The following is a 24220-nucleotide window of genomic DNA, read 5'->3' as shown; positions in this document are numbered from 1 at the left end:
ACTTCACAATGGTCGGGATGACAGGATTTGAACCTGCGACCCCGTCGTCCCGAACGACGTGCGCTACCAAACTGCGCCACATCCCGATGTCGTCAAAATGACAACTAGAAGACTATAACGCAAAATCTTAGGGGATGCATACCGGCGTGTTTTCGCGCGGTAGTCGAGTGTTAGCGCTCTTTCGGTAACAGCCGCAGCAGCGTGGCCTCGGGCGGGCAGAACAGCCGCACCGGGGCATAGATCGAGGTGCCGAGTCCGCGTGAAACTTGCAGCGGCGCTGACCTTCCGCCTGCATCCCACGCCGACAGGCCCCCGGCCTGCTCGACCGGAAGATCGCAATTCGCCACGATCGCCCGACCGCCCGGCAGACATACCTGCCCGCCGTGAGTGTGCCCGGCGAAGATCGCATCCACCCCCACCTCAGCCACATAGGGGTCGAGGATGCGCTGATACGGCGAGTGGACGAGCCCAAGGGTGAGATCCCACTCGGCGTCCTGCGACACCTCATCGAGCGCAGCCAGCGCCTGCGGGAGCCGGTCCACCTTGATGTGCGGATCATCCACACCGAGTGCTCGGATGCGCAGCCCGCCGGCCTGAATAATTTCGGCTCGGTTGGTCAGATCGACCCAGCCGAGGTCATCCATCAGCAGCGCCCGCAAGGCCACCTCATCGAGGTCGCGCTCGCGCTTGGTGTGGGGGCGCTTCGGGAGCAGGTAGGTGAAGGGGTTCTTCAGCACCGGTCCGTAGTAGTCGTTGGAACCGAACACTGACAGCGTGGGGATGCCGCGGAACGGTTCGAGCATCCGCGCGAGGTGGGGGATTGCATCCTGATGGCCCAGATTGTCGCCGGTGGCGATAATCAGATCCGGCTCAAGGTCCAGCAGCGAATGTACGAACCGTTCCTTCTTGCGCTGGCCTGGAGCGAGGTGGGGGTCGGCCAAGTGCAGCACGGTGATGGGGTCGCTGCCCGGCGGCAGGATGGCAAGTTCCTCGCGCTGCAGCACGAAACGGCGCCGCTCAATGCCGGCAGCCCAGCCAATAACGGCGAGGCCGCCAGCAAAGATGCCAGCGGCCCCGACGAGAATATTGCGAAGTAGCGGTTGCTTACTCAGCCTGAATCACCACTTCTGAGTTTGGCGACACATTCGAGCCCGCACTTGGGGTGGTGCTCGACACCGTGCCCGATTCGGGGCCGTTCCACTTGAACGTCACACCAATATCACCGAGTCCAGCCTCGGAGAGGGCCGAGACCGCCTCATCCTTGGTCATGCCCGTGATGCTTGGCATCGGTACGCCTTCGACCTGTGAGCTGCCGTCGGAGCCCTTGCCATTTGACGGGCGGATGGTCACGGTCGAACCCTCCGGGGCGCGGGTGTTCGGGGATGGGTTGGTCACCGCAATCGTGCCTGCGGCTTCATCTGAGTTGGTTTCGCTGCCAACCGTGACGCTAAAGCCAGCTGCCTCGAGGGTCGAGGTGGCCTCGGAGACCGTCATGCCGCGAACATCCGGCACCATGACGTTCTCAACCTTCAGCGACTCCGCGGGTGGCTCGGGGAAGTCCTCCGCACCGTACTCGGGGATCGCGTGGTTCATGATCGCTCGCGTGATCACGTGACGGGTGCTGTAGTGGCCAGCGTTTGCGACCGAGGTCTTCCCCTGGACGTTACCGACCCAGACTGCCGAGGCGACACCGGTGGTCGCTGCGATCATCCACGTCTGCACGTCGTTGTCGGCGGTACCGGTCTTACCGATGATCGGTCCCAGGCCCGGGTTCGACGCGGTACCGGTACCGCTATTCATCACGGATTCCATGGCATGGGAAACACCAGCCGCAACTTCTGGGCTAATGGCCTGCTCACAGGTGCTCTCCGGCGGTGCAATTTCGGTGCCGTCGCGCAGCGTGATCTTGGTGATCGCGATTGGTGAGCAGGAGACGCCACCGTTTGCGATCGCGGCTACCGAGGTGGCCATGGCCAGCGGCGAGATGGTGTTGGTACCGAGAATTGCCGCGACGTTGGATTCGTTCTCCTGGCCGTCGGCGCGGTGGGCGCCAAGCGACATTGCGATGTCACGGGTGACGCACTGGTCGAGCTTCTCACCCATTGCAATATAGGCCGTGTTGATCGAGTTTCGCGTGGCGTCGATGGCGTTCATCGAACCGTACTTCGCTCCCGCATAATTCTGCAGCGTATAAGTGCCGCCGTATGGGCCATTACACGAGTCTTGGAAGTTGGCGAGGTTAAAGGACGTGGAAGCAGCATTCACCGTCTCGTAGAGCGAGTGCCCCGATTGCAACCAGTTCGCGAGGGTAAAGATCTTGTAGGTCGACCCCACCTGGAAACCGCTCGAACCACCGTAGTTGTAGTCGGTGTTGTAGTTCACCGAGGTCAGGGTCGGGTCATCCGCGGCAGCATCTGTCTCGTCGAACTCCTTGTTCTGCTGCATCGCGAGTACGTGTCCCGTGCCCGGCTGGACGACCGAGGCGGCCGCACCGATGTCCATGTAGTCAAGTGACTGCGGAACGTTCGCGTCGATGACCTCGGTGACGTCAGCCTGCAGGTCCAGATCGAGCGTGGTGTCGATCTGGTAGCCCTTGGTCTGGAAGTTGAACAGACGCTCTTCGTAAGTGGCGCCGAAGGCCGGGTCGTTCAGGATGGTCTTCTGTACGAAGTCACAGAAGAACTGCGAGTTCTCTTCCGCGTTCATACAGCCGTGCTGCGTCGGCGTAATGTTCGGGACGATCTCGGTAGCGATCGCCTCTTCATACTCTTCGGTCGTGATCGCGCCCTCGTCCTCCATGCGCATGAGCACGTAGTTTCGGCGCATCGTGCTGTCTTCGAGGTTCTCCTCGTAGTCAATGCGGAAGGCGTTGGGGTTCTGCACCATGCCGACGAGGGTCGCCGACTCGGCAAGCGTCAGATCAGCGGCGGGCTTGCCGAAGTAATACTGCGCTGCCGACTCAATGCCGTAGACGGTGCCGCCGAAGAGCGCGATGTTGAGATACCCCTCGAGGATTTTGTCCTTGTCCTGATACTGCTGTTCGACGCCGATCGCGAGGCGCATCTCCTGGAGTTTGCGGCCCATGGACACCTCGGTCGCCTCTTCGTAGGCTTGCTGCTGTTCAACCGGGTCGAGGATGGCCTCTGCCGCCTGTACGCGCTGGTTACGCACGTACTGCATCGTGATGGTGGATGCACCACCACCGTCGTCGCCGACCAAACCGACCACGAGGGCACGAGCGGCCGAAATGACATCCACACCGCCGTGTTCGTAGAAGCGCGGGTCCTCCGTGGAGATTGCCGCTGCCGGTACGTAAGGCGAGATCTGATCAAGCGGCACTTCGACGCGGTTCTGCGAGTAGAACTCGGCAATCTTTTCGCGTTCGCCGTCGCGGTTCGCGTAGAGCTCAGTCTTCTGCTGCAGCGGCTGGATTTGCAGGTAAGAAGGAAGGGATTCAAACAGGGTAATCGTGGAGTTCGCGGCAACGCCGGCCACCGCGATTACCGGAGTGATCAGCGCCGCAACGAGGACACCAGCGATACCGCTCATGCCCAGCATGCCCAGCACCGTGGCTAGGACATTGCGTTTTGGCGCAGTCGAGGAGTTCATAGACATAGCAACTAGGGTAAAACGAAATCACCTGTACGGTTACGGACTCTCAGCTTCGGTTCGCTGCTAGCGCCTCACGCTGAGACGCCTGACCACGTCGACGAAAGGCCGCTCAGTGGAAAATCGCGCTGCACAAAAGTGGGAATACTTCATTACACCGTTGCCTGTACACACTCCGGGCGCAATCCTGAACAATTGGGGCAAGCAGGGGTGGGAACTCGTGCAAATTGTCGTAAACGAGCAGGGCGGCTCAGCCGCCTACATGAAGCGTCCACTTGAAACTGAGGAGCAAAACTAATGGGTCGTGTCGAAGAAAAGCTGGGTCAGCTGAGCGTGAGCCTGCCACCGGTGGCCGCTCCCGCTGGCGTGTACGTGGCCGCGATCGTGCACCAGGGGCTCGTCTACACCTCGGGTCAGCTGCCGTTCGTTGAGGGTCAGCTGCCAAGCACCGGCAAAGTCGGTGCCGAAGTCTCCACCGATGAAGCGCGAGAACTTGCCGCAGTCGCCGGGCTGAACGCCCTCGCGGCCATCAAGCAGGCCATCGGCGATCTTGATCGCGTCACCCAGGTACTGAAGGTCACGGTCTTTGTGGCTTCGGATGCATCCTTCACCGACCAGCCCAAGGTTGCCAATGGTGTCTCAGAACTCCTCGGTGATGTCTTTGGTGACGCAGGCAAACACGTCCGTTCGGCGGTGGGTGTCGCGGTACTTCCGATGAACTCACCCGTGGAACTCGAAGTTACGGTGGCTTACGAGTAGCAAAAAGATCCTCGGGCCGACAGATTGTCGGTCCGAGGATCTTTTTATGGTCGCTTAGCTAAAGCGGGGCTCACCAACCTCAGCGAGTGAGGGGTCGAGGTCCCACTTCTCGAGGAGGGTGGCCATCTCGCCCGACTCGTGCAGCGACGTCAGGTGCTCGTTGAAGGCTTCGACAAGCGCATCCTTACCCTTCTGGAAAGGCAGACCCGTCTGTGCCGGGAGCTCCGAGACCGCGACGCGCGGGTCCGGTTCAAGCACCGAAATCACGGCGTCACCGTACATCAGCGCGGCGCTGGAGACGTCGAAGGCCGCGTCGATACGACCGGAGGAGAGGTCCTCAGCGAGCAGCGTGGGCTCGGGGTAGGTCGAGAGGTTGCTACCGAAAACATCGCGCAGGTCCTCTTCGAAGTTGTAGCCCTGAACGACACCAACTTTCATGCCTTCAAGTTCAGTAAAGGTCGAGAAGGGGTCGTTGGCGGCGACGATCAGGCCGTCGAGGTACATCGGGCCACTCATCGTGACAACCTCGTTGCGAGCCTCGGTGCGGTACCAGCCGCCGAGGGAGGTGTCCACGCGGCCCTGCTCGACCGAGGTCACCGCGGCGGTGGCGCCCACGTTGACCGGTTCGATCGAGAGGCACTCGGCCTCGGCAAAACCGGTAATGATGTCGGCGTCGAGGCCCTCAAAGCCAGCGTCGCCCGAGGGGGTGACAAGCGGCGGCATGTCGGAGATGCCAACGGTGAGGACCCCGGCGGTCATGGTTGGGAGGTCGGCGTGGGCGGGGACGCAGTCTTCAGCGACTTCGCTGCCGCCACCGCCGCTGGCGCAACCGGTAAGGGCGAACGCCGCACCGAGGCCGAGAGCGGCCAGAGTTGCGCCGAGCTTGATTCGTTTCGTCATGTCATATTCCTTATTGAATGGATAACGTTCGGTTTGTGGAAAGTTGTTGATTTAGTGGGGGATTTGGGAGACGGGGACGGCCGTGGTGGTCGGTACCACCGAGGACTTCCGCTTCGACTTTCGACGCGTACGACCGCCACCAACCTTCTTGCCACCGCTGAGGTGCTGTGACAGGTAGCTCAGCGGAATCGTGATCACGAGGTAGAGGACACCGGCCAGGGACAGCGCCGAGAAGTACTGGAAGGTCCGGGTGCCAATGCTGTAGGCCTGGGAAAGCACTTCTGGAAGCGCGATCTGGTAGGCGAGCGCCGTGGCCTGGAACATCATGATGGACAGCCCGATGAGCGATGGCAGCGCGATGCGCATACCCTGCGGAATGACCACATCCCACATGGTGTAGAAGTAGTTCATACCGAGAGCCTTGGAGGCCTCACGTTCGCCTCGCGGGACGGCTTCGAAACCGGCACGGAAGAGCTCACTGGAGTAGGCCGCCGAGGTGAGCGCGATACCGACAACGGCACCCAAGAAACTCGTGAGCGTGAGCCCAAAGTTCGCCAGGCCGTAGTACACGAGGTACAGGAACACCAGGGCCGGTACCCCGCGTCCGAATTCCACGATGGCGATGCACACAATTCGCAGCCACTTCGCCTTGGCTTCGGTACCGATGCCAAGCAACGCCCCGATGGGGAACCCGATGGCGATCGCAATGATCGTAACGATCAGGCTCGTGCCGAGCCCCACGAGCATCTGTGGCAGCCATTCGATCCACTGTTGCAGAAACATCTCAGGCCACCTTCTTCTTCATGCTCGTGTACAGGCGACGGCCGAGGAGCCCCAGTGGGATCGAAATCACCATGTAGAGCAGTGCCGCGATGAGGAACGGGGTGATCGCATCCCCAGTCGAGCGCATGGCTCGGCTGGCGACAAAGACGATGTCCACCACGCCGATGATCGACATGATTGAGGTGTCTTTGAGCAGGCCCACGGCGTAGGTCACGACGCCCGGAATCGCCACGCGAATCATTTGCGGGGAGATCACGTCAATGAAGGTGCGAGTTTTGTTCAAACCGATTGCGGCGGCCGCTTCAAACTGGCCGGACTTCACCGAAAGGAACCCACCGCGGTAAACCTCCGCGATATACGCCGCCGTGATCAGCGAGAACGCGATGATCGCGGTGGGTAGGGGCGCGAATCGGAAAGCACCGATCTGAATACCGAAATAAATCACAAACACCCAGACCACCGGCGGTACGCCGCGAATGATCTCGATGATGAGTTTTGCGAAGTTCGACAGGATGGCGTTCTCAGATACGCGAGCCAGCATCAGCGGAAATGCCGCGAGGCAGCCGATCGCCAGCGATACGACCGTCACCAGCAGCGTTGTGCCGAGGGCTGCGGGCAGTGCCGCGAAGAACGCGTTCATCGGTGTACCACCGCCCGCAGGAACTTTTGGGTGCGCTCCTTCTTCGGATTGGTGATGACCTCGGTCGGGTCGCCTTCCTCGAGGATGCCGCCGTCGGCCATCACAATGAGTCGGTCACCGACATTGCGGGCGAACTCGATCTCGTGCGTAACCACCATCATGGTCATACCCGATTCGGCGAGCTCCTGCATTACGGCGAGCACTTCGAGGCCAACTTCGGGGTCGAGCGCGGAGGTGGGCTCGTCGAAGAGCATCACTTCGGGATCCATTGCGAGGGCACGCGCGATGGCAATGCGCTGCTGTTGGCCACCCGAGAGCCGTCCCGGGTAGGCGTCGTATTTGTCCGAGAGGCCAACGCGGTCGATCAGCTGACGGGAGCGCTCATCCGCTTCCTCTTTCGAACGACCTAAGACGCGACGCTGCCCCAGCGAGACATTTTCGAGTGCTGTTTTGTGCGGAAAGAGGTTGAAAGATTGGAACACCATGCCGGTGGTGCGGCGGAGCCGTTCGAGTTGCTTGTCACCAATTCGCTGGCTGGTATCGATTTCGTGGTCGCCCACCCGGATGCGCCCGGCGTCGGGCATCTCAAGCAGGTTGGTGCATCGTAGGAATGTGCTCTTACCGGCTCCCGAGGGGCCAATGATTGAAATCACCTCACCCTGCTGCACGTGCAGGGTTACGTCATCGAGCACGACGTGATCGCCGTATGATTTGCGAATATTGTCGAGCGCGACTTTCGGTCGGCCAGCACCCGCAGCGGCGCCATTATTGGGCATCTATCTACCTCCAAGACACATCGTTGTATCGGGAATATCAGCATAGACAGATTAGCGACCCTGCCAATCTGTATGAGAATCATTTTATCTCATTCCTGATCAATCGGTTCATCAGGATATAATTGATGCAACTTGTTAGGTCTCATCTCAATGCTCTTGAGAATTCTACAGATGAAATACGGCGCTATCCCACTATCTTGCGCGCTGTCGGCCGGTCAGTGATACAGAAATGTTAGAGGTGGTGTCGCAGTTCTGCACTGCGACACCACCTCTGTGCCGACTCGTTACGTCGAATTCTAGGCCTGGCGGGCGAGTACCTGCTCTTCGATCACGGCCATCACGGATGCATCGGTGAGGGTGGAGGTATCGCCGGCGGGTTTCCCATCGGCAACATTCTTCAAAAGGCGGCGCATGATCTTGCCGGATCTGGTCTTAGGTAGTTCCGCGACGACATAGAGCTGTCGCGGGCGGGCGATCGCGCCAATTCGCTTGGCGACGAAGGCCCGCAACTCGGCCTCCACATCCAGTTGCGAGGCTGCCTCACGCTGCGAATCCTTGATCACCACAAAGCCGACGACCGCCTGGCCGGTGGTTTCATCCTCCGCACCGATCACGGCTGACTCGGCCACGAGATCGTGGTCCACAAGGGTGGATTCGATTTCGGTGGTGGACAGGCGGTGGCCGGAGACGTTCATCACATCGTCGACGCGGCCCAGTAGCCACAGGTCTCCGTCGAGGTCCACACCCGCGCCGTCACCGGCGAAGTACCGACCGGGGAACTGCGACCAATAGGTCTCAATGAACCGCTGCTCATCTCCCCAAATGCCGCGGGCCATTGAGGGCCACGGCTCGGTGATGGTGAGCAGTCCCATCTCACCGGGGTTCACGCGATTGCCCTGCTCATCGATTACTTCAACGACCACCCCGGGGACCGGCTTTTGGCCCGAACCGGGCTTCAGCGCATCCAAGGTGGCAATGGGCGTGATGATGTGCGAACCGGTTTCGGTCTGCCACCAGGTGTCGACGATCGGGGCGCGATCGGAGCCGATCACCTCCCGGAACCACTCCCAGGCTTCCGGGTTGATTGGCTCACCGACCGAGCCGAGCAGGCGGATGCTCGAGAGGTCGTGGCGCAGCGGAATCTCGCGACCGCTCTTCATAAAGCCGCGGATCGCAGTGGGCGCGGTGTAGAAGGTAGTGACCTTGTATTCCTCGATGATTTCGAACCAGCGGTCGAGGCTCGGGTAATCGTGGGCGCCCTCGTACATGATCTGGGTCGCACCGTTGGCAAGCGGGCCGTATGCGATATAGCTGTGGCCGGTTACCCAGCCGACGTCGGCAGAGCACCAGAACACATCGTCATCGCGCAGGTCGAAGCTCGTGCGGAATGTGAACGCCACCTGCGTGAGATAGCCACCGGTGGAGTGCCACAGGCCCTTGGGGGTACCGGTGGTGCCAGAGGTGTGCAGGATAAACAGCGGATGCTCGGCGTCGAAGGCCTGCGGTTCGTGCTTCTCGGCGGTGGTGGCGATCGCGTCGTGCCACCAGAGATCGCGGCCTTCCTGCCAGTCAATTTCCTTGTCCGCGCGCTTGATCACGATCACGTTCTCGACCGAGTGACCGGGTTCGGCGAGCGCCTCATCCACGGTTTCCTTGAGCGGGAACTTGCGTCCCTTGCGGAGCGAACCGTCGGCGGTGATCACGAGCTTGGCACCGGAGTTGTCCACGCGTGAGCGGATGGCGCTGGATGAGAATCCACCGAAGATCACCGAGTGAGTGGCACCGATGCGGGCGCAGGCGAGCATCGCGACGATCGTTTCGGGGAGCATCGGCAGATAGAGCGTGACCACGTCGCCGGACTTGATGCCGAGATCCTCGAGCATATTCGCGGCCCGCTGCACTTCGCGGTACAGATCGTTGTAGGTGATGGTGCGAGTATCGCCCGGTTCGCCGATCCAGTGGATCGCAACCTTGTCGCCTCGACCAGCGTGCACGTGGCGGTCGACGCAGTTCACCGCGACGTTGAGTTTGCCGTCCGCAAACCACTTTGCGAATGGTGGATTCGACCAGTCCAGCACCTGCGTGAAGGGCGTTTCCCACTCGAGCGTTCTTGCCTGCTCTGCCCAAAACTCGAGCCGGTCGGCCTCTGCATGCTCCCGAATGTCCGCGGGAATCTTGGTGCCGGCAATGAATTCTGGGCTGGGCGGGTAGGTCTCGATCGGGTTGATCAGTTTTTCGATCTTGTCGCCTTCTGGTGCTGACATCCTTGTCCTCACTTATCGTTGGAAATGCTTCTTCGCGTGGCCAGTGTATGCCCTAAGCGACGGATGCAGGTTAACGTCGACACGGAAGGGGGCAACGAAGCCAGATGAACCCGAATGGGACCAAGCGCAGCGCGGGTCGCCCGCGCGAGGCGGTACTGACGCGACAAAAAATTACCGATGCGGCGATCAAATTGTTGCGCACTGGCAGTTTGAAAGCACTCACCGTGAGTGCGCTCGCGGAACGCCTCGGGGTCGCACCGAGCGCCATCTACAACCATGCGGACTCGCGCGCGACCATTCTCTCGTGGGTGCAAGAGTCCATTGCCCAGCAGCTGGACGCCTCTGGCTTTGGGACCGAGCCCTGGCGGGCCGCGACCGAGCGCTGGGCCTGGAGCTACTATCGGCTGCTGCGCGAGCATCCCTGGTTTGTGGAGATTACCGCGACCGTGCCGCTGCGGGACGCGGAAGTCTCGGCGCGCATGTATGAGCGGGTTGCCTATGGGTTGCGCGCCGAGGGCTGGCGGGTGCGGGATGTGCTGCACACCATTTCAGCCTTGGAATCGTTTATCTTCGGGGCGGCATTTGACGCGGCGGCCCCCTCGGATATTTACGCCACCGGCGTACACGCGCAGGCGGCACCGATCCTCACCGCGATCGTGCGGGCGCACGACGAGGTCGTGGCGAACTCGGAATTGAATACGGGGGAGATCACCTTCGACCTCGGACTGCAGGCGATGCTGGATGGACTTCACGCCCGCCACTCGCATCCGAAGATCGCAAACGAGTGACGGGCGTGGAATCAGAGGCAGGTTACTTCGCGTCCTCCGCAACGAACGGGACCATGTCGGTCTCCTGCAAGACCGAACCGACCTCGATCTCTTCACTCCGGAAGAACCCGCGATGCTTGATCGCCTGCAGGAGCATCAAGATGACCCCGGCACCGAGGATGAGCATCCCGGCGAAGAAGACCACGCCGACGCCACCCTCGTGTGTGCCATCCGGTAACACCGTGCTGAAGACCGCGTTCCCCGAACCGTAGTCGGGGTCGGTCGAGTCGAAGAGCGTCTTCACGAACATCGCCAGCAGCGTGATGCCGCCGAGCAGTGGCAGCAGGAAGCGTCGGAAGAAATTGCCGATGTTTTCGAACCAGGTGCCGCGGAAGTACCAGAACGCTGTCAAACCGGTGATGCCGTAGTAGAAGCACACCATGATGCCCATCGCGGTGATGGTGTCCCACAGTGCATCCTCCGACACCACGCGCATGATCACGTAGAAGATCACCGATGCCGCCGCTGCCCAGAAGGTTGCGGTGCCGGGCGTCTTGAACTTCGAAAGCTTGCCGAAGGTTTTCGGCACCGCACCGTAGTGCGACATGGCCTGCAAGGTACGGGCGGGAGAGACCAGCGTGGACTGCAGCGAGGCCGAGGAACTCGCGAAGATCGCGATCGACATGATGAGCGCGAACGGCCCCATGATCTCGGGTGCGAGGGAGGCGAAAATCGACTCCTGGTTCTCGGGGTTACCCGCACCGGGGCCTTCCGTGCCGTATCCCGCGTAGGCGAGGACCACGATGGTCACGAGCAGGTAGGTGACCACGATGATGCCGATGGTGAGCAGGGCCGCGCGGCCCGGGGTGCGACGCGGGTCCTTCGTTTCCTCGTTCATGGTGAGCACAACATCCCAACCCCAGTACATGAAGATCGAAAGCGAGAGACCGGCCGCCAGCGTAGAGAAGCTGAAGGTGGTGCCGTCGCCGACGAGTGCTGGGTTGAACCAGTCGAGGGTCACGGGCGTGAAGTCATAGGCCTGACCCTGGATGATCTTCACGGTGGCGGCCACGAGGAACCAGACCACCGCGATCGCCTGCAGACCGACCAGCACGTACTGCAGGCGCTTGGTCTCTTCGGCACCGCGATAGGCGATATAAGCGGCCGCGGCGGTAAGCACCGCGACGATCGGGATGTTAATCCACAGGTTGCGGGTGAGGTCGGCGATATCCGGATTATTGAAGATCTGCGAGAGCCCAATAAAGAGGAAGTCGACCGCGACCGCGGCGAGGTTCGAGAGCACGAGCGCCGTGGCGGCGACCAGACCCCAGCCACTCATCCAGCCGATCCACGGGCCAAAGGCGCGTGCCGACCAGGTGAAGGTGGTGCCGGAGTCGGGCATTGAGTTGTTCAACTCGCGGTAGCCCATCAGCACGAAGAGCATCGGGATGAACCCGATCAGCAGGATCACCGGGGTCTGCAAGCCCGCCTCGGCGATGGTCGGGCCGAGCCCCGAGGTCATCGTGTAGGCGGGCGCGATGCAGGAGATACCGATGACGGCGCCCGCCATCGCACCGATTTTGCCCGCCGAAAGCCCCTTGAGGGTCAGGCTTTTGGTGGTTGGTGCGCTCACGAAGCTGCCTCGCCGTCAAGAATCCGCTTTGCGGTATCGCCACCAATCCGCACCGCGCCATCGACGTGCTGGTAGCCGATGCCCTGGATATCGGAGCTTGCGAAATAGATCGGGCCTACGGGGAGGTTCTGGGTTGCGCCCCAGCGGCTGAGCCCACCGAGGTCGTAGCTGCAGGCATAGGCGCCGCGGGTCCACTCCTCGGCACCCCAGTCGGAGAGGTAGAACGCGACTGGATGCATGGCTTCCTCGCCGAGGTAGTTCGCGATCGAGCGCAGGATGGTTTCCTTGCGTTCGGCCTCCGGGAGTGCCCACATCTTCTCTGCGGTGACGTCGACCACAAAGCCCACGAGCGTGCCGCGGTCTTCACCGTGGTTGGAGTTGTCGTAGAGCTCCTGCACGATGTGCCCAACACCGAAACCGGTGCCGTTGAGGCCCTGCTCGCGCCAGAACGGCGTCTCGTAGGTGGCGTGCACCTTGATTACGAGGCCCATCGAGTGGTGCTGGTGGACGATCTGCTGTGTGCGCGGCAGCGCCGGTTCGTATTGGATGCGCGAGTAGAGGTTCGGCGGAATCGCGAGAATCGCGTGGCGCGCGTGGACGGTCACGTGATCGGCGATCGCGGTGACCTCGGCCGGCTGGCCTGGGCCAGCATCCGCCCAACGAAGCGTGCGAACCGGGTTGTTCAGGAAGACATCCTCACCGAGCTCTTCCGCCATGCGCAGCGAGACCGACTGCATGCCGCCGACCACGCGCTTGTCGAGGATGAAGTCCTCATCGAGCAGGTTGTCGAAGGAGCCGGCCGAAGCCGCCATGAGCAGAGCCTGCAGCAACGAGAACGTGTGCGAGGGCTTCGTGAGCATGCCACCGGCGATGAAGTGCGCGGTGGTGTTCCGGGCGACCTCGTTCTCGCTGATGGTGCCCAGCCAGTCTTCGAAAGAAATCTTGTCGAATTCAGCGGCACGGGGGTGGTCCCAGGGTGCTGCGGGGTCGATTTCGTCGGCGAGGCGGTTGAGTTCCTTGCGGAGCTTTTCCATCTCGGCGTGGGCTTCTTCACCTACGGGCAGGTCGCCGTCGTATTCGGTGCGGCTGCCGTCGGCGGCGAGGTACACGGCCTTGCCTTCGCGGTAGCGGTCGAAGAGTTCGAGCCCGAGCTCCTGTGCGAGGGACGAGATTGCGGTCTGATCGGGGGAAACCCACTGGCCACCGATTTCGAAGAATGCACCGTCGATGGTGTCGGACCAGGTGCGGCCACCGACGCGGTCGCGAGCTTCGAGGACAGCAACCGACTTGCCGGCCTGAGTGAGTCTGCGTGCCGCGGTGAGCCCTGCGGGACCGGCCCCGATGATGACGACGTCACGAGTGATCTCTTGCATGATTGCCTTCCTTGCCAAAATTGCACTGCCGTGAATCTAGGCCCGCTTGGTCGCAACTCGCTTCGAGAATCTGGCAATTTGGCGCGGTTTGTGCGCGCGGGATTCATTTATTTGCCGAGTTGCCAATGAATCTGCGGCAGGAATGCGTATTGAGCGGTCATTTATTGGTGGGCTGATGGCGTGCATTTGGCCTGTGGATGCGGCGTCATCCACAGGTGTAGAGGGGAGCCAAGCGGTCGGGCCCGGAGCTTTCTAGGGTTGCCGCCATGAACACCGAATTTGCACCGGAGTATGCACCCGAATACGCGACGGATGCGCCCGAGCGGTTCGTCGTTCGGCCGGCCGCGGAGCGCCCCGCACAGGTGGATCTCGTACCCATTCCCGGTCGCGAGGATGCGCGTCGCGAGCGGCGGGCGCTCACTCGCGGGGAGGCGGAGGCATTCGGACCGCTGGCAGGGTTCATCGCGGACGGTGAGGTCACCGATATTTTCGTCAACGGCATGGCCGGACTGTGGGTGGATCGCGGCAACGGTCTCGAGCAGGATCGGTCGTGGCGAGCACCGGGGGAGCGGGCGCTACGGGAGTTGGCGGTGCGGATAATCGCGGCGGGCGGTCGACACCTGGACGAAGCTTCGCCGACGGTGGATGTGCGGATTGGCGATGGGATTCGGGCGCATGCGGTACTGCCACCGGTCTCCACCAGCGGCACTCTGCTGTCGATTCGGGCACCGCGGACGATCCGCCCCAGTTTTGATGATCTGCGGGCCGCCGGATTCTTTTATTCCGAAGCGGATGAGCTCGTGCGCCGAGCGCTTGCTGACCGCGCGAACCTGCTTATTACCGGCGCTGGCGGTTCGGGGAAGACCACGCTGTTGGGCGCGCTCCTTGGCGAAGCCGCGAAGGATGAGCGGATCGTCGTGATCGAGGACGTCGCCGAACTGCGGATTGCGCATCCGCATGTGGTGTCGTTGGAAGCGCGGCAAGCCAACGTGGAAGGCGCGGGGGAGATTCCGCTGGCACGGCTGGTACGGGAATCGTTGCGGATGCGGCCGGACCGGCTCGTGCTTGGTGAGTGTCGAGGCGCGGAACTTCGGGAACTGCTCGCAGCGCTAAACACCGGGCACGACGGTGGGGCGGGAACCCTGCACGCGAACTCGCTGCACGATGTGCCGGCGCGCTTGGAAGCGCTCGGGGCGCTCGCGGATATGTCGGCAGGCGCGATCGCTCGGCAGACCGTGTCGGCGATTGATCTGGTGATGCACGTGGAACGGCACAAGGGTGTGCGGCAGCTCGTGGATATGGGGGAGTTCTGGCTCGATGATGCCGGGAGGCTGCGCATCACGAGTGTTCGCAGCGGCGCGAAATTGGAGCGCTCATGAATGGCAACGACACCTACCCGGCTGAGGAAGCGGCTGCCGTGGTAGAACGGCTTGCGGCGCTCCTTGCGGGTGGCGGCGCACCCACGAACGCTTGGAATCAGCTCGCTGAATTCTCGAAATCACAGTTTCAGAAACCACCGCGTCGGTGGCCTTGGCAGCGTAAGCGTCAGGCACCGGCGGAACCAGTCGAAGGCCAAATTGCCCGTGAGATCCGCGCGGGGGCCGATGCTGCGGAACTCTTGCGGGTGCATCCGAATGCCGCTTGGCGTGCGCTCGGCGCCACCTGGCGACTGGCCGAAACCACAGGTGCGCCGTTGGGCCCAGCGCTGCGCGAACTTGCCGCTGGCTTCCGGGACATTGGCCAGTCTGAACGCGAAGTGGCAATCGCGCTCGCTTCCCCGCAGGCTACGAGCCGGATCGTCTTGGCGCTGCCGCTAGTCGGTTTCCTCCTTGGTTCCCTGCTCGGATTCAATCCGCTTGGGGTTCTTCTCGGCGGCCCTATCGGCTGGGTGCTGTTGCTGATTGGCGGGGTGCTCATGCTGCTCGGCTGGTGGTGGAACCGCCGACTCGTCAAGACCGCGACGGCTCGCCCAGCCACGCCGGGATTCGGCCTCGACCTCGTAGCGATGGGGATGCTCGGCGGCAACTCGGCGGCAAAGGTACGCACCGCAGTCAGCGACACCCTACGAAATTGGCAGTTGGCGCCGTCCGGAGTCGAGCGAGCCGAACCGGTGCTGGAACTTGCCACTCGGGCCGGCGTACCCGCATCCGACCTCTTGCGGTCAGAAGCCACCCTCGAGCGACGACGAGCCCGGACCGCCGCGGCAAAAGCCGCCGCCCAGCTCGAGGTAAAGCTCATGCTGCCGCTGGGGGCGTGCATCCTGCCCGCGTTTCTTGCGCTCGGGGTTGCCCCGATCGTTATTGCCGTGCTGGGGCAGGTGCTGCTTTGAATCCGCAGCCGAACCCAGCGCCTAATCGTGCCGTGCATCCACCGAGGAAAGGACCGACATGAACACCAACCTGGAAACCAATACCGACCCGCAATCCCACACTGACATGGAACCCAACACTGGCAACGCACGCACGACCCTGAAAGCGCGCGGGCGAGCGCTGCTTGATCGCATCAAACACGAGGAAGACGGCGCCGAAACAGCCGAATACGCCATTGTCATCATGGCCGCGGTTGCTCTGGCAGGGGTGCTCGTGATGGTCGTACAATCGGATGCGGTCGCTTCGATCATCGAAGATCTCGTCGTGAGCGCCTTCCAGTCATGATGACGGGGTGGGGATGGCGGCTGCGAGCCGTGCGGCTGCGGAAGGGCAGGTGCTTGCCAGCCTGGTGCTTGCGAGTCGTGTGCCTTCGGGCAGAGCGCGGTTCAGTGGCAGCCGAGTTCGCAGCCGCCGTTCCCGCCGTGGTGCTGGTGTTGACAATGTGCATTGGTGCGGTGGTGAGCTCCGGCGCCTACGTTCGCGTGCAGGATGCGGCCGGGGAAGCGGCACGCCTGTCCGCGCGCGGCGATGCCGCGGAGTCGGCGCTGTCGATCGCCGGAGCGGGCGCAAGCCTGCAGACCTGGGATTCGGGCGAGTTTCGCTGCGCTTTGGTGTCGGCACCGCTGGTCATCGCGGGCCTGTCAACGTCGATTCGAGCGGAGGGAAGATCATGTGCGCTGCGCGACACCGATGGCTAGCCCGACGGTGGACAGGGGCGCTCGCAGGAGAGGTTGGGGCGGGCTCAACCCTGGCCTTAGGCATCATCGGCGCGACCGCGGCGATCGCGATCGCACTCATCGGGGTGGTCGGGGTGTTTGCGGCCCACACCGCAGCTTCGGTCGCAGCCGATGCCGCAGCGCTCGCCGCAGCAGATACCGCATCAAACCGGATTCCGGGAGACGCCTGTGGTCGGGCCAAGGTGGTGGCCTCGCTACACCAGGCCAGTCTGCAGGCGTGCACGGCAACCCGCATCGAAAGTGTGGTCACCGTAAGCCGTGACCTTGGCTGGTTCACCATCACCGCATCCGCACGGGCAGGACTGCCGAGATAGTGCATTCAAACACATGCATCAATGATGCGAGATTACTGATTCTCTAGTGCTATCCTTCGCCCATGAGGACCACGGTACGGCTTGATCCGGCGGTTGCAGCAGCGGCAGAACAATTGCGTCGAGAACGCGGGATTGGTCTCGGCGAAGCCGTCAACGAACTCGCTCGGGCAGGTCTCAATCCACGGAAAGAACCTGTGCCTTTTCAACAGCGCACAGCCAACGTTGGGCTGCGCGTCGATGTCACGAACATCGCTGACACCCTCGAACTCCTGGATGAGTATGACGCGGAGGGCGGCCGGTGATTGTTGACGCCAACGTGCTGCTGTATGCAGTAGACGAGCAATCCCACTTCCATTCAAAGGCTCTGCAGTGGCTCAACAGCGCCATGAACGGTCCCGAACGGGTTGGATTGCCATGGGCCTCATTGATGGCGTTTCAACGCATCATCACCCATCCCCGCGTAAGCGCGAACCCACTGAGCCCGGCTGATGCCTGGAGTATCGTCACTGATTGGCTGGATGCGGACCAAGTTTGGGTACCCACACCTGGGCGCAGACATCATGAAATTCTCGGAGGGCTGATCGTCCAGGGTGATCTTCGAGGCAACCTCATTCCTGACGCCCACCTGGCGGCACTCGCGATCGAATATGGCACGGGTATCTGCTCATTTGACAGCGACTTTGCCCGCTTTGGCGCTGTTCGCTGGATCAATCCGCACCGCGACTAACATCCACAATTTGCGGCGCGAAAGCACGAATCTGGGCCGTGTATCCACCGTCCAAAATCTCATTGCGGCTCATTTCTCTCGGGAATCTTGTTGTATGGTGCCCAGGTACGCGCCGCCAAAAATGTTCGGCGCACAGCCGTCGCCTCGAATCTGCCCCCGCTATATAAGAGGTACCGTCCTACTGCATAGAGGAACGTCAATTTGTCGAACTCACTCGTAATCGTCGAGTCACCCACCAAGGTCAAGAGCATCTCGAAATACCTCGGTGCTGGCTACACCGTCATGGCATCGGTGGGCCACATCCGGGACCTCATTGAGCCCAAAAACCTGCCCGCAGAGCAAAAACAGGGCTCGCTCGGGAAGTTCTCGGTGGATGTCGAAAACGGCTTCCAGCCGTACTACGCGGTGTCCGACGCGAAAAAGAAGACCGTCACCGAGTTGAAGCGGGCGCTCAAAGAGGCCGACGAACTCATCCTCGCAACCGATGAAGACCGCGAGGGTGAAGCGATCGCCTGGCACCTGATGGAAGTGCTGAAGCCCAAGGTGCCGGTCAAGCGCATGGTCTTCCACGAAATCACGCAAGAAGCGATCGAAGCTGCCAAGGACCAGACCCGCGATATCGACGCGCACCTCGTCGACGCGCAGGAAACCCGCCGCATCCTCGACCGCCTCTACGGCTACGAGATTTCACCGGTGCTCTGGCGCAAGGTCGGCCCGGGGCTGTCAGCTGGCCGAGTGCAGTCTGCCGCGACCCGACTTATCGTCGACCGCGAACGCGAGCGTCTTTCCTTCGTCGCCGCGACCTACTGGGGTGTGAATGCGGACCTCAACGCCGCGGGGCAAGGCTTCGGCGTTCGGCTGACCAAGCTCGGTGGTCAGCGACTTGCCACCGGTCGCGATTTTGACGACAGCGGTCAGCTGAAGAACGACGTGTTGGTGCTGCGGGAACCTGCCGCGACCACACTGGAGGAAGCGCTTAAAGCCGGGCAAGTCACGGTCACCGTCACCTCGGTTGAGTCCAAGCCCTATACGCGTCGCCCGGCGGCCCCGTTCACGACCTCAACCCTGCAGCAGGAAGCCTCTCGTAAGCTGCACTTCTCGGCACGACAGACGATGTCGGTTGCGCAGTCGCTGTACGAGAACGGTCACATTACCTATATGCGTACCGACTCTGCGAACCTGTCCACGCAGGCAATTAGCGCCGCGCGCAAGCAGGCCGCGGAACTCTACGGCGCCGATACTGTGCCCGAGAAGCCGCGCTACTACGGCAAGAACGCGAAGAATGCGCAGGAAGCCCACGAAGCCATCCGTCCCGCCGGAAGCGAATTTACGCGGCCCGGGGATCTCGTCGGCGTCAGCGACACTGAGCGCAAGCTTTACGACTTGATCTGGAAGCGCACGGTCGCATCCCAGATGGCCGACGCGAAGGGGCAAACGGCTACGGTAACGCTCGCCGGCTCGGCCATCGATCTCCCCGATAACGATGGCACGATCAGCCCAACGACCAGTGAATATCAGGTCTCCGGTACCGTCATCACCTTCCGCGGCTTCCTCGCCGCCTATGAGGAGGGTCGCGACGAAACCCGCGAGGGTGGCGCCGAAAATAAGGAAGCGAAGCTCCCGCCCCTCAAGGAAGGCGAGCAGGTTGCCGTTGAGGGTGCCGAAGCCAAGTCGCATGAGACGAGCCCGCCGCCGCGGTACACCGAAGCGAGCCTCGTGAAGGTGCTCGACGAACTCGGCATCGGTCGTCCCTCGACCTACGCATCCATCATCGCCACGATCATGGACCGCGGCTACGCGAAAAAGCGTGGCAATGCGCTCGTGCCCGGATGGACCGCGTTCAGCGTGGTGCGACTGCTCGAAGAGCACTTCGAGGAGCTCGTGGAGTACGACTTCACTGCGCAGATGGAAGCCGACCTTGACAACATTGCTTCGGGTGAGCAGGACCGGACGGCGTGGCTAGGTGAGTTCTACTTCGGGAGCGAGGACCACCCGGGTCTGCGGAAAGTCATCGACAACCTCGGTGAGATCGACGCCCGCGCGATCAACTCGACCAAGCTCACCGAGAACGCGACCCTGCGCATTGGCCGCTACGGTCCGTACATTGAGGTGGTCGAAGACGGCGCCGCGGAGGATGCGACACCGCGCCGGATCAATATTCCGGAGGACCTCGCACCGGATGAGCTCACCACCACCAAGGTGCAAGAACTCATTGACGCGCCGGTGGTCACCGACCGGGTGCTCGGGCAGGATCCCGAGACCGGCCACGACATCGTCGTTAAGGACGGCCGCTTCGGGCCGTACGTCTCAGAAGTGCTGCCGGCACCGGAAGACGACGGGACCAAAAAGAAGAAAGCCGCCGCACCCAAACCGCGCACCGCATCCCTCTTCAAATCGATGGTGCCGGAAGCCGTCACCTTCGAAGAGGCGATGAAGCTGCTGTCGCTGCCACGAGTCGTGGGCACCGATGAGGAAAGCGGCAATGAGATCACCGCTCAGAACGGGCGCTACGGTCCCTACCTGAAGAAGGGCACCGAGACCCGCACGCTGCCCGACGAAGACTCGATCTTCACGATCGACGTGGCCGGTGCCCTGGAACTGTTCTCACAGCCGAAGTATCGCGGGCAGCAGTCGAAGTCTGTGCTGCTTGATTTCGGTAAACCGGACCCGGTCTCCGAAAAGCCCATCAAGGTGAAGGACGGCCGCTTCGGGCCCTACGTCACTGACGGTGAGACGAACGTCACGGTGCCCCGGGGTACCGACCCGATGGCGGTCACCTTCGAGCGTGCGGTTGAAATGATCGCCGAGAAGCGCGCGAAGGGTCCGGCGAAGAAGCGCACCACGGCGGCCAAAAAGCCGGCTGCCAAGAAAGCAGCTGCTAAGAAGCCGGCCGCGAAAAAGCCTGCCGCCAAGAAGACGACTGCAGCGAAGAGCACCGCAGCAAAGACCACCGCAGCGAAAACCGCTGCGGCAAAACCCGACCAGACTGAGGAAAGCTAATCGGCACGGTGACCACACGCGGGCTCTTCATCACCTTTGAGGGCGGCGACGGGGCGGGCAAATCCACCCAGGTCGCCCTCCTCACCGAATACCTGCGTGGGCGCGAACTCGAGGTGCTGCACACCCGGGAACCGGGCGGTACCGACCTCGGGCTCGCACTGCGGGAAGTGCTGCTGCACAGCGAGAACGAAATCGTCCCGCGCGCAGAAGCACTGATCTACGCGGCAGACCGCGCCAATAACATCGCCACCCGGGTGCGCCCCGCACTCGAACGCGGCGCGATCGTGCTGCAGGACCGCTATCTCGATTCCTCCGTGGCCTATCAGGGCTCGGGGCGCGACCTCGGGGCCGAAGAGATCCGCGACCTCTCACTCTGGGCCACCGAAGGGTTACTGCCCGATGTCTCGGTGCTGCTCGACATCGACCCGGTCTCCGGCCGAGAGCGGGTGGCCGCGCAGCGGGGCGGGCTTGATCGACTCGAAGCCGAAAGCCGCGACTTCCACGAGCGGGTGCGCGCGAAATTCCTCGAACTTGCCGCGGCCGAACCTTCCCGCTTTCTCGTGGTGGATGCATCCCTCGCACCCGAGGCCATCGCCGAGCTGGTACAGGCCAGGGTGGATGCGGCGCTCGCGGCCCGAGAGGTCGGCGCGTGAGCGTCTGGGACGAGGTCATCGGCCAGCCGCAGGCGGTCGAGACCCTGCAGCGCGCGGTTCGCGGTTCGCGGCCGGGCTCCGAGGATCGGCAAGCGTTCACCAACTCCTGGCTCATCACCGGCCCGCCGGGTTCCGGCCGCTCCACCGCGGCCTATGCCTTCGCCGCGGCGTTACTGTGCCCGGACGGTGGCTGCGGCGAATGCCAGTCCTGCCTGCAGGTGCGCTCCCGCTCACATCCGGACCTGACGGCGGTGGTTACCGAAACCCTCATCATCACGATCGAGACCGCGCGCGAACTGGTGGCCCGCGCATCCCGCTCGCCAATGAACGCGAACTATCGCGTGATTGTCGTAGAGGACGCCGATCGCATGATGGAGCGCACTTCGAACACCCTTCTCAAGGCGATCGAGGAACCCGAGCGCACTACCGTCTGGGTGCTCTGCGCGCCGAGTGTCACCGACCTGCTGCCAACGATTCGCTCGCGCGTGCGCACGGTCGGGCTGCATACCCCGGCGGTGGCGGATGTTGCGGCGCTGCTGGTACGGCGCCACGGGGTCAGCGAGGAGCTTGCGCAGCGGGCCGCGGCGGAATCCCAAAGTCACGTGGGGATGGCCTCGCGGCTCGTCACCACACCGGAGGCTTGGGCACGCCGCGAGCGTGCGCTCGACGGGGTCCTCGCGCTGCGTGGTGTGGGGGATGCCGTTCGCAAAGCCGCCGAGTGGGTGACGATCGCTGACGAAGATGGCAAAGCAGCATCCCAAGACCGCGACGAAAAAGAGCGGCAGGAGACCTTCCGCTCGCTCGGGCTGGAACCGAACCAGGCCATCCCCAGGCAGCTGCGGGGAGTGTTTCGGGAACTCGAGGAGAACCAGAAACGGCGTGCCAAGCGGGCCACGCTCGACGGCGTTGATCGCATCCTGACCGATGTGCAGTCGCTGTGGCGTGACACTCTCATGCTGCAGTTGGAGGCGGGCGTCCCCCTCGTGAACGAGTCCCGGCGGTCCGAAATTGAATCTGCCGCACGCACAGGCGAGCCGTCCCAAACGATGGCTAGCATTGAGGACATCAGCCTCGTACGTGAGCGGCTTGCCGCGAATGTGCCGCCAACTTTGGCGCTGGAAGGCTTATTGGTTGGTTACGTCGCAAGACTTGCACAGGCCGCAGGGCCGGATGGAGGACCCCGATGACCGCACACTCCCGGCGCAAGCGGGGCCGACTCTTGGCCGCCGGTGCGATGGCGACGGTCGCGACGATGGCGCTTAGCGGCTGCGTGATGATTCAGGAACTCACCGCGCCCAGCGACCCCTCGGACTCGTCAATCAGCCCGAATGAACGCGGCGAAGCGCAGGGTAAGGGAGATCTCTACGGGGACCTCGATGCTGCACTGGTCGAGTATTACGAGCAGTCCGCCGAGTGGGGTGTCTGTCCGGCAGATCGTGCCTACCCGGACGAAGTGGAGTGTGCCACGGTGTCAGCGCCAATGAACTGGCAAGACCCGGAAGAGCACGAGCCGATCGAGCTCGCCCTCGTGCGGCTTCCCGCGACCGGGCAGGCGCAGGGCTCGATGTTTACCAACCCCGGTGGCCCGGGCGGCAGCGGCACCGACTTTGTCGGGCTCAGCGGTGACTATTTCTTCTCGGCAGACCTGCGCGAGAACTTTGACATCGTGGGGTGGGACCCGCGCGGTGTCGGCTACTCAAGCGCGGTCGAGTGCCGCGACGACGCCGGTATGGATGACTTCCTCTACGGCGTTCCGGAGAACGCAGCCGACATGACCGACGAGGAAGCCTTCGAATGGTGGCGCCAGCAGGCGGCCCAGTTCGGCGCGGACTGCCTCGAAAACACCGGTCCGCTGCTCGAATACGTGGACACGCAGTCCACCGTGAGCGACCTCGATATGCTCCGTGCGATCGTCGGGGACACTTCGCTGACCTACTTTGGCCTGTCCTACGGCACCGATATCGGCGCCCAGTACATCGACCGCTTCCCGGACCGCGTCGGCCGAATCGTGCTGGACGGTGCCACCGACCCGACCGTGCCGATGTTTGACGTGGTCGTCGACCAACAGGAGAAATTCGCGGATGCCACGCTCGTGTACCTCGAAGACTGCCTGACCGGTGCCGACTGCCCGTTCAATAGCGGCGGCGGAGTGGACGGCGTGATCGATGAGATTCAGGCGATCATGGATGAGGTTGACGAGACCTTGCCGGTCCACACCGATGGCCGGATCTTTACCTCCGGTGTGATCCAGACGGCGATCTCCGCGGCCCTGTACTCGGAGGACAGCTGGCCCTACCTCACGGCGGCCTTCGAGGCGTGGATGCAGGACCAGGATCCCTCGGTCTTCTTTGCGCTGTCGGATTCCTACTACGGCCGGATGCCCGATGGCAGCTACGACTCCAACATGTTCGAGGCATTCCCCGCGATCAACTGCCTCGACTACCCGCTCGTCACCGACGAAGGGCGCATCCGTGACTACAACGAGCGCCTCGCCGACGTGACACTCTTCGGTGGCGAACTTTCCGAGCTCGAGATGCAGGTGGGCGACCTCACCTGCGAAAACTGGCCGGTGAAGTCGCGCGTGGAGTCGCAAGAACCGGTTACCGGTGCGGGGGCCGCGCCGGTGCTGGTGGTTGCGACGACCAACGACCCGGCCACGCCACTGAAGTGGGCGGAGGCGGTTGCCGAGCAGCTCGAATCCGGCGTGCTTGTCGAGTTCGAAGGCGAAGGGCACATTGCCTACAGCCAGGGGGATGCGTGCATCGTTAGCACCGTGGATGACTACTTCATTGACGGCACCGTCCCCGAATACGGACTCACCTGCTAGAGGTTGCTGAGTAGCCGTAGGCGTACCCAAGCAGGATTGGCACCACCCACTCAAAATGCGTTATAGTTGCGTGTCGCCTGCTTCGGTGC

General features: G+C 62.6%; 24 protein-coding genes and 1 tRNA gene. 15 read left to right on the top strand and 10 right to left on the bottom strand.

From position 1 onward, the window contains the following. Positions 1–9 precede the first annotated feature (9 nt). Both F8O05_RS00755 and F8O05_RS00750 read right to left on the bottom strand, forming a co-directional pair. A tRNA-Pro gene (locus F8O05_RS00755) sits at positions 10–86 on the bottom strand. Positions 87–170: 84 nt separating this feature from the next. Beyond that, positions 171–950, bottom strand: coding sequence for a metallophosphoesterase (locus tag F8O05_RS00750; RefSeq protein ID WP_263970263.1), 780 nt, complete (start codon positions 948–950; stop codon positions 171–173). Between F8O05_RS00750 and F8O05_RS14875 the strand changes: the two genes are divergently transcribed. Beyond that, a complete protein-coding gene (locus tag F8O05_RS14875) occupies positions 942–1097 on the top strand; it encodes a hypothetical protein (RefSeq protein ID WP_225735715.1) in 156 nt (51 codons plus the stop codon). The genes F8O05_RS00750 and F8O05_RS14875 overlap by 9 nt on opposite strands. A gap of 7 nt (positions 1098–1104) precedes the next feature. Here F8O05_RS14875 and F8O05_RS00745 read toward each other — a convergent pair whose 3' ends face one another. Beyond that, the gene (locus tag F8O05_RS00745; RefSeq protein WP_158050852.1) at positions 1105–3615 is read right to left on the bottom strand and encodes a transglycosylase domain-containing protein; all 2511 of its coding nucleotides are present in this window, start codon (positions 3613–3615) and stop codon (positions 1105–1107) included. A gap of 109 nt (positions 3616–3724) precedes the next feature. Between F8O05_RS00745 and F8O05_RS00740 the strand changes: the two genes are divergently transcribed. Together F8O05_RS00740 and F8O05_RS00735 are read left to right on the top strand one after the other, a co-directional pair. After that, positions 3725–3907, top strand: coding sequence for a DUF4177 domain-containing protein (locus tag F8O05_RS00740; protein ID WP_158050851.1), 183 nt, complete (start codon positions 3725–3727; stop codon positions 3905–3907). Next, positions 3907–4368 (top strand): RidA family protein, encoded by a 462-nt coding sequence (locus tag F8O05_RS00735; RefSeq protein ID WP_158050850.1) that lies wholly within the window; start codon positions 3907–3909, stop codon positions 4366–4368. The genes F8O05_RS00740 and F8O05_RS00735 overlap by 1 nt, the downstream gene beginning before the upstream one ends. 54 nt (positions 4369–4422) lie before the next feature. Here F8O05_RS00735 and F8O05_RS00730 read toward each other — a convergent pair whose 3' ends face one another. The 5 genes from F8O05_RS00730 to acs all read right to left on the bottom strand — a co-directional run bounded on the left by F8O05_RS00730 (position 4423) and on the right by acs (position 9731). Continuing rightward, entirely contained in the window at positions 4423–5268 is an 846-nt protein-coding gene (locus F8O05_RS00730; protein WP_158050849.1) for a substrate-binding periplasmic protein, read from the bottom strand. Positions 5269–5319: 51 nt separating this feature from the next. After that, positions 5320–6051: an amino acid ABC transporter permease gene (locus tag F8O05_RS00725; RefSeq protein ID WP_158050848.1), complete on the bottom strand. Its 732-nt coding sequence runs from the start codon at positions 6049–6051 to the stop codon at positions 5320–5322. A gap of 1 nt (position 6052) precedes the next feature. Continuing rightward, positions 6053–6691, bottom strand: coding sequence for an amino acid ABC transporter permease (locus F8O05_RS00720; protein ID WP_158050847.1), 639 nt, complete (start codon positions 6689–6691; stop codon positions 6053–6055). Continuing rightward, complete coding sequence (locus F8O05_RS00715) at positions 6688–7467, bottom strand: amino acid ABC transporter ATP-binding protein (RefSeq protein ID WP_158050846.1); 780 nt, start codon at positions 7465–7467, stop codon at positions 6688–6690. The genes F8O05_RS00720 and F8O05_RS00715 overlap by 4 nt, the downstream gene beginning before the upstream one ends. Before the next feature lie 296 nt (positions 7468–7763). Continuing rightward, positions 7764–9731, bottom strand: coding sequence for an acetate--CoA ligase (acs, locus tag F8O05_RS00710; RefSeq protein ID WP_158050845.1), 1968 nt, complete (start codon positions 9729–9731; stop codon positions 7764–7766). A gap of 104 nt (positions 9732–9835) precedes the next feature. Between acs and F8O05_RS00705 the strand changes: the two genes are divergently transcribed. Continuing rightward, positions 9836–10519, top strand: coding sequence for a TetR/AcrR family transcriptional regulator (locus F8O05_RS00705; protein ID WP_158050844.1), 684 nt, complete (start codon positions 9836–9838; stop codon positions 10517–10519). Between the two features lie 22 nt (positions 10520–10541). Here the strand turns inward: F8O05_RS00705 and F8O05_RS00700 are convergent, their stop codons facing one another. Together F8O05_RS00700 and F8O05_RS00695 are read right to left on the bottom strand one after the other, a co-directional pair. Then, positions 10542–12068: an APC family permease gene (locus F8O05_RS00700; RefSeq protein ID WP_158051315.1), complete on the bottom strand. Its 1527-nt coding sequence runs from the start codon at positions 12066–12068 to the stop codon at positions 10542–10544. A gap of 59 nt (positions 12069–12127) precedes the next feature. After that, complete coding sequence (locus F8O05_RS00695; protein WP_158050843.1) at positions 12128–13504, bottom strand: flavin monoamine oxidase family protein; 1377 nt, start codon at positions 13502–13504, stop codon at positions 12128–12130. Positions 13505–13770: 266 nt separating this feature from the next. Between F8O05_RS00695 and F8O05_RS00690 the strand changes: the two genes are divergently transcribed. The 11 genes from F8O05_RS00690 (at position 13771) to F8O05_RS00640 (ending at position 24131) form a co-directional block, all read left to right on the top strand. Continuing rightward, positions 13771–14883 (top strand): TadA family conjugal transfer-associated ATPase, encoded by a 1113-nt coding sequence (locus F8O05_RS00690; RefSeq protein WP_158050842.1) that lies wholly within the window; start codon positions 13771–13773, stop codon positions 14881–14883. Then, a complete protein-coding gene (locus tag F8O05_RS00685; RefSeq protein ID WP_158050841.1) occupies positions 14880–15833 on the top strand; it encodes a type II secretion system F family protein in 954 nt (317 codons plus the stop codon). The genes F8O05_RS00690 and F8O05_RS00685 overlap by 4 nt, the downstream gene beginning before the upstream one ends. Before the next feature lie 58 nt (positions 15834–15891). After that, positions 15892–16158: a DUF4244 domain-containing protein gene (locus tag F8O05_RS00680; protein WP_225735653.1), complete on the top strand. Its 267-nt coding sequence runs from the start codon at positions 15892–15894 to the stop codon at positions 16156–16158. A gap of 104 nt (positions 16159–16262) precedes the next feature. After that, positions 16263–16571 carry a TadE family type IV pilus minor pilin gene (locus F8O05_RS00675; protein WP_158050840.1) on the top strand — a complete coding sequence of 103 codons (309 nt, stop codon included), beginning with the start codon at positions 16263–16265 and terminating at the stop codon, positions 16569–16571. Beyond that, complete coding sequence (locus tag F8O05_RS00670; RefSeq protein WP_158050839.1) at positions 16544–16924, top strand: helicase; 381 nt, start codon at positions 16544–16546, stop codon at positions 16922–16924. Before F8O05_RS00675 ends, F8O05_RS00670 begins: the two co-directional genes overlap by 28 nt. Before the next feature lie 62 nt (positions 16925–16986). Beyond that, entirely contained in the window at positions 16987–17226 is a 240-nt protein-coding gene (locus tag F8O05_RS00665; protein ID WP_158050838.1) for a CopG family transcriptional regulator, read from the top strand. Then, positions 17223–17651: a type II toxin-antitoxin system VapC family toxin gene (locus F8O05_RS00660; protein ID WP_158050837.1), complete on the top strand. Its 429-nt coding sequence runs from the start codon at positions 17223–17225 to the stop codon at positions 17649–17651. Before F8O05_RS00665 ends, F8O05_RS00660 begins: the two co-directional genes overlap by 4 nt. A gap of 201 nt (positions 17652–17852) precedes the next feature. Next, positions 17853–20651 carry a type I DNA topoisomerase gene (topA, locus tag F8O05_RS00655; RefSeq protein WP_158050836.1) on the top strand — a complete coding sequence of 933 codons (2799 nt, stop codon included), beginning with the start codon at positions 17853–17855 and terminating at the stop codon, positions 20649–20651. Continuing rightward, entirely contained in the window at positions 20651–21304 is a 654-nt protein-coding gene (gene tmk / locus F8O05_RS00650; RefSeq protein WP_158050835.1) for a dTMP kinase, read from the top strand. Before topA ends, tmk begins: the two co-directional genes overlap by 1 nt. Continuing rightward, positions 21301–22491, top strand: a complete 1191-nt coding sequence (locus F8O05_RS00645) for a DNA polymerase III subunit delta' (RefSeq protein WP_158050834.1) — start codon at positions 21301–21303, stop codon at positions 22489–22491. Before tmk ends, F8O05_RS00645 begins: the two co-directional genes overlap by 4 nt. Continuing rightward, positions 22488–24131, top strand: coding sequence for an alpha/beta hydrolase (locus tag F8O05_RS00640; RefSeq protein ID WP_158050833.1), 1644 nt, complete (start codon positions 22488–22490; stop codon positions 24129–24131). Before F8O05_RS00645 ends, F8O05_RS00640 begins: the two co-directional genes overlap by 4 nt. Positions 24132–24220: the final 89 nt, after the last annotated feature.

This window comes from Gulosibacter chungangensis (assembly GCF_008831155.1).
In the GTDB taxonomy this organism is placed as follows: Bacteria; Actinomycetota; Actinomycetes; order Actinomycetales; family Microbacteriaceae; genus Gulosibacter; species Gulosibacter chungangensis.
The sequence above is the reverse complement of the archived record's forward strand: the minus strand, read 5'-3'. Positions and strand labels throughout refer to the sequence as shown.

Coding starts and splice junctions, on each gene's coding strand:
- F8O05_RS00685 (WP_158050841.1), top strand. CDS start 14,880: ATGAATGGCAACGACACCTACCCGGCTGAGGAAGCGGCTGCCGTGGTA.
- F8O05_RS00700 (WP_158051315.1), bottom strand. CDS start 12,068: ATGGCGGGCGCCGTCATCGGTATCTCCTGCATCGCGCCCGCCTACACG.
- F8O05_RS00725 (WP_158050848.1), bottom strand. CDS start 6,051: ATGTTTCTGCAACAGTGGATCGAATGGCTGCCACAGATGCTCGTGGGG.
- F8O05_RS00665 (WP_158050838.1), top strand. CDS start 16,987: ATGAGGACCACGGTACGGCTTGATCCGGCGGTTGCAGCAGCGGCAGAA.
- F8O05_RS00705 (WP_158050844.1), top strand. CDS start 9,836: ATGAACCCGAATGGGACCAAGCGCAGCGCGGGTCGCCCGCGCGAGGCG.
- F8O05_RS00680 (WP_225735653.1), top strand. CDS start 15,892: ATGAACACCAACCTGGAAACCAATACCGACCCGCAATCCCACACTGAC.
- F8O05_RS00735 (WP_158050850.1), top strand. CDS start 3,907: ATGGGTCGTGTCGAAGAAAAGCTGGGTCAGCTGAGCGTGAGCCTGCCA.
- acs (WP_158050845.1), bottom strand. CDS start 9,731: ATGTCAGCACCAGAAGGCGACAAGATCGAAAAACTGATCAACCCGATC.
- F8O05_RS00730 (WP_158050849.1), bottom strand. CDS start 5,268: ATGACGAAACGAATCAAGCTCGGCGCAACTCTGGCCGCTCTCGGCCTC.
- F8O05_RS00640 (WP_158050833.1), top strand. CDS start 22,488: ATGACCGCACACTCCCGGCGCAAGCGGGGCCGACTCTTGGCCGCCGGT.
- F8O05_RS00690 (WP_158050842.1), top strand. CDS start 13,771: ATGAACACCGAATTTGCACCGGAGTATGCACCCGAATACGCGACGGAT.
- F8O05_RS00670 (WP_158050839.1), top strand. CDS start 16,544: ATGTGCGCTGCGCGACACCGATGGCTAGCCCGACGGTGGACAGGGGCG.
- F8O05_RS00745 (WP_158050852.1), bottom strand. CDS start 3,615: ATGTCTATGAACTCCTCGACTGCGCCAAAACGCAATGTCCTAGCCACG.
- F8O05_RS00695 (WP_158050843.1), bottom strand. CDS start 13,504: ATGCAAGAGATCACTCGTGACGTCGTCATCATCGGGGCCGGTCCCGCA.
- F8O05_RS00715 (WP_158050846.1), bottom strand. CDS start 7,467: ATGCCCAATAATGGCGCCGCTGCGGGTGCTGGCCGACCGAAAGTCGCG.
- F8O05_RS00720 (WP_158050847.1), bottom strand. CDS start 6,691: ATGAACGCGTTCTTCGCGGCACTGCCCGCAGCCCTCGGCACAACGCTG.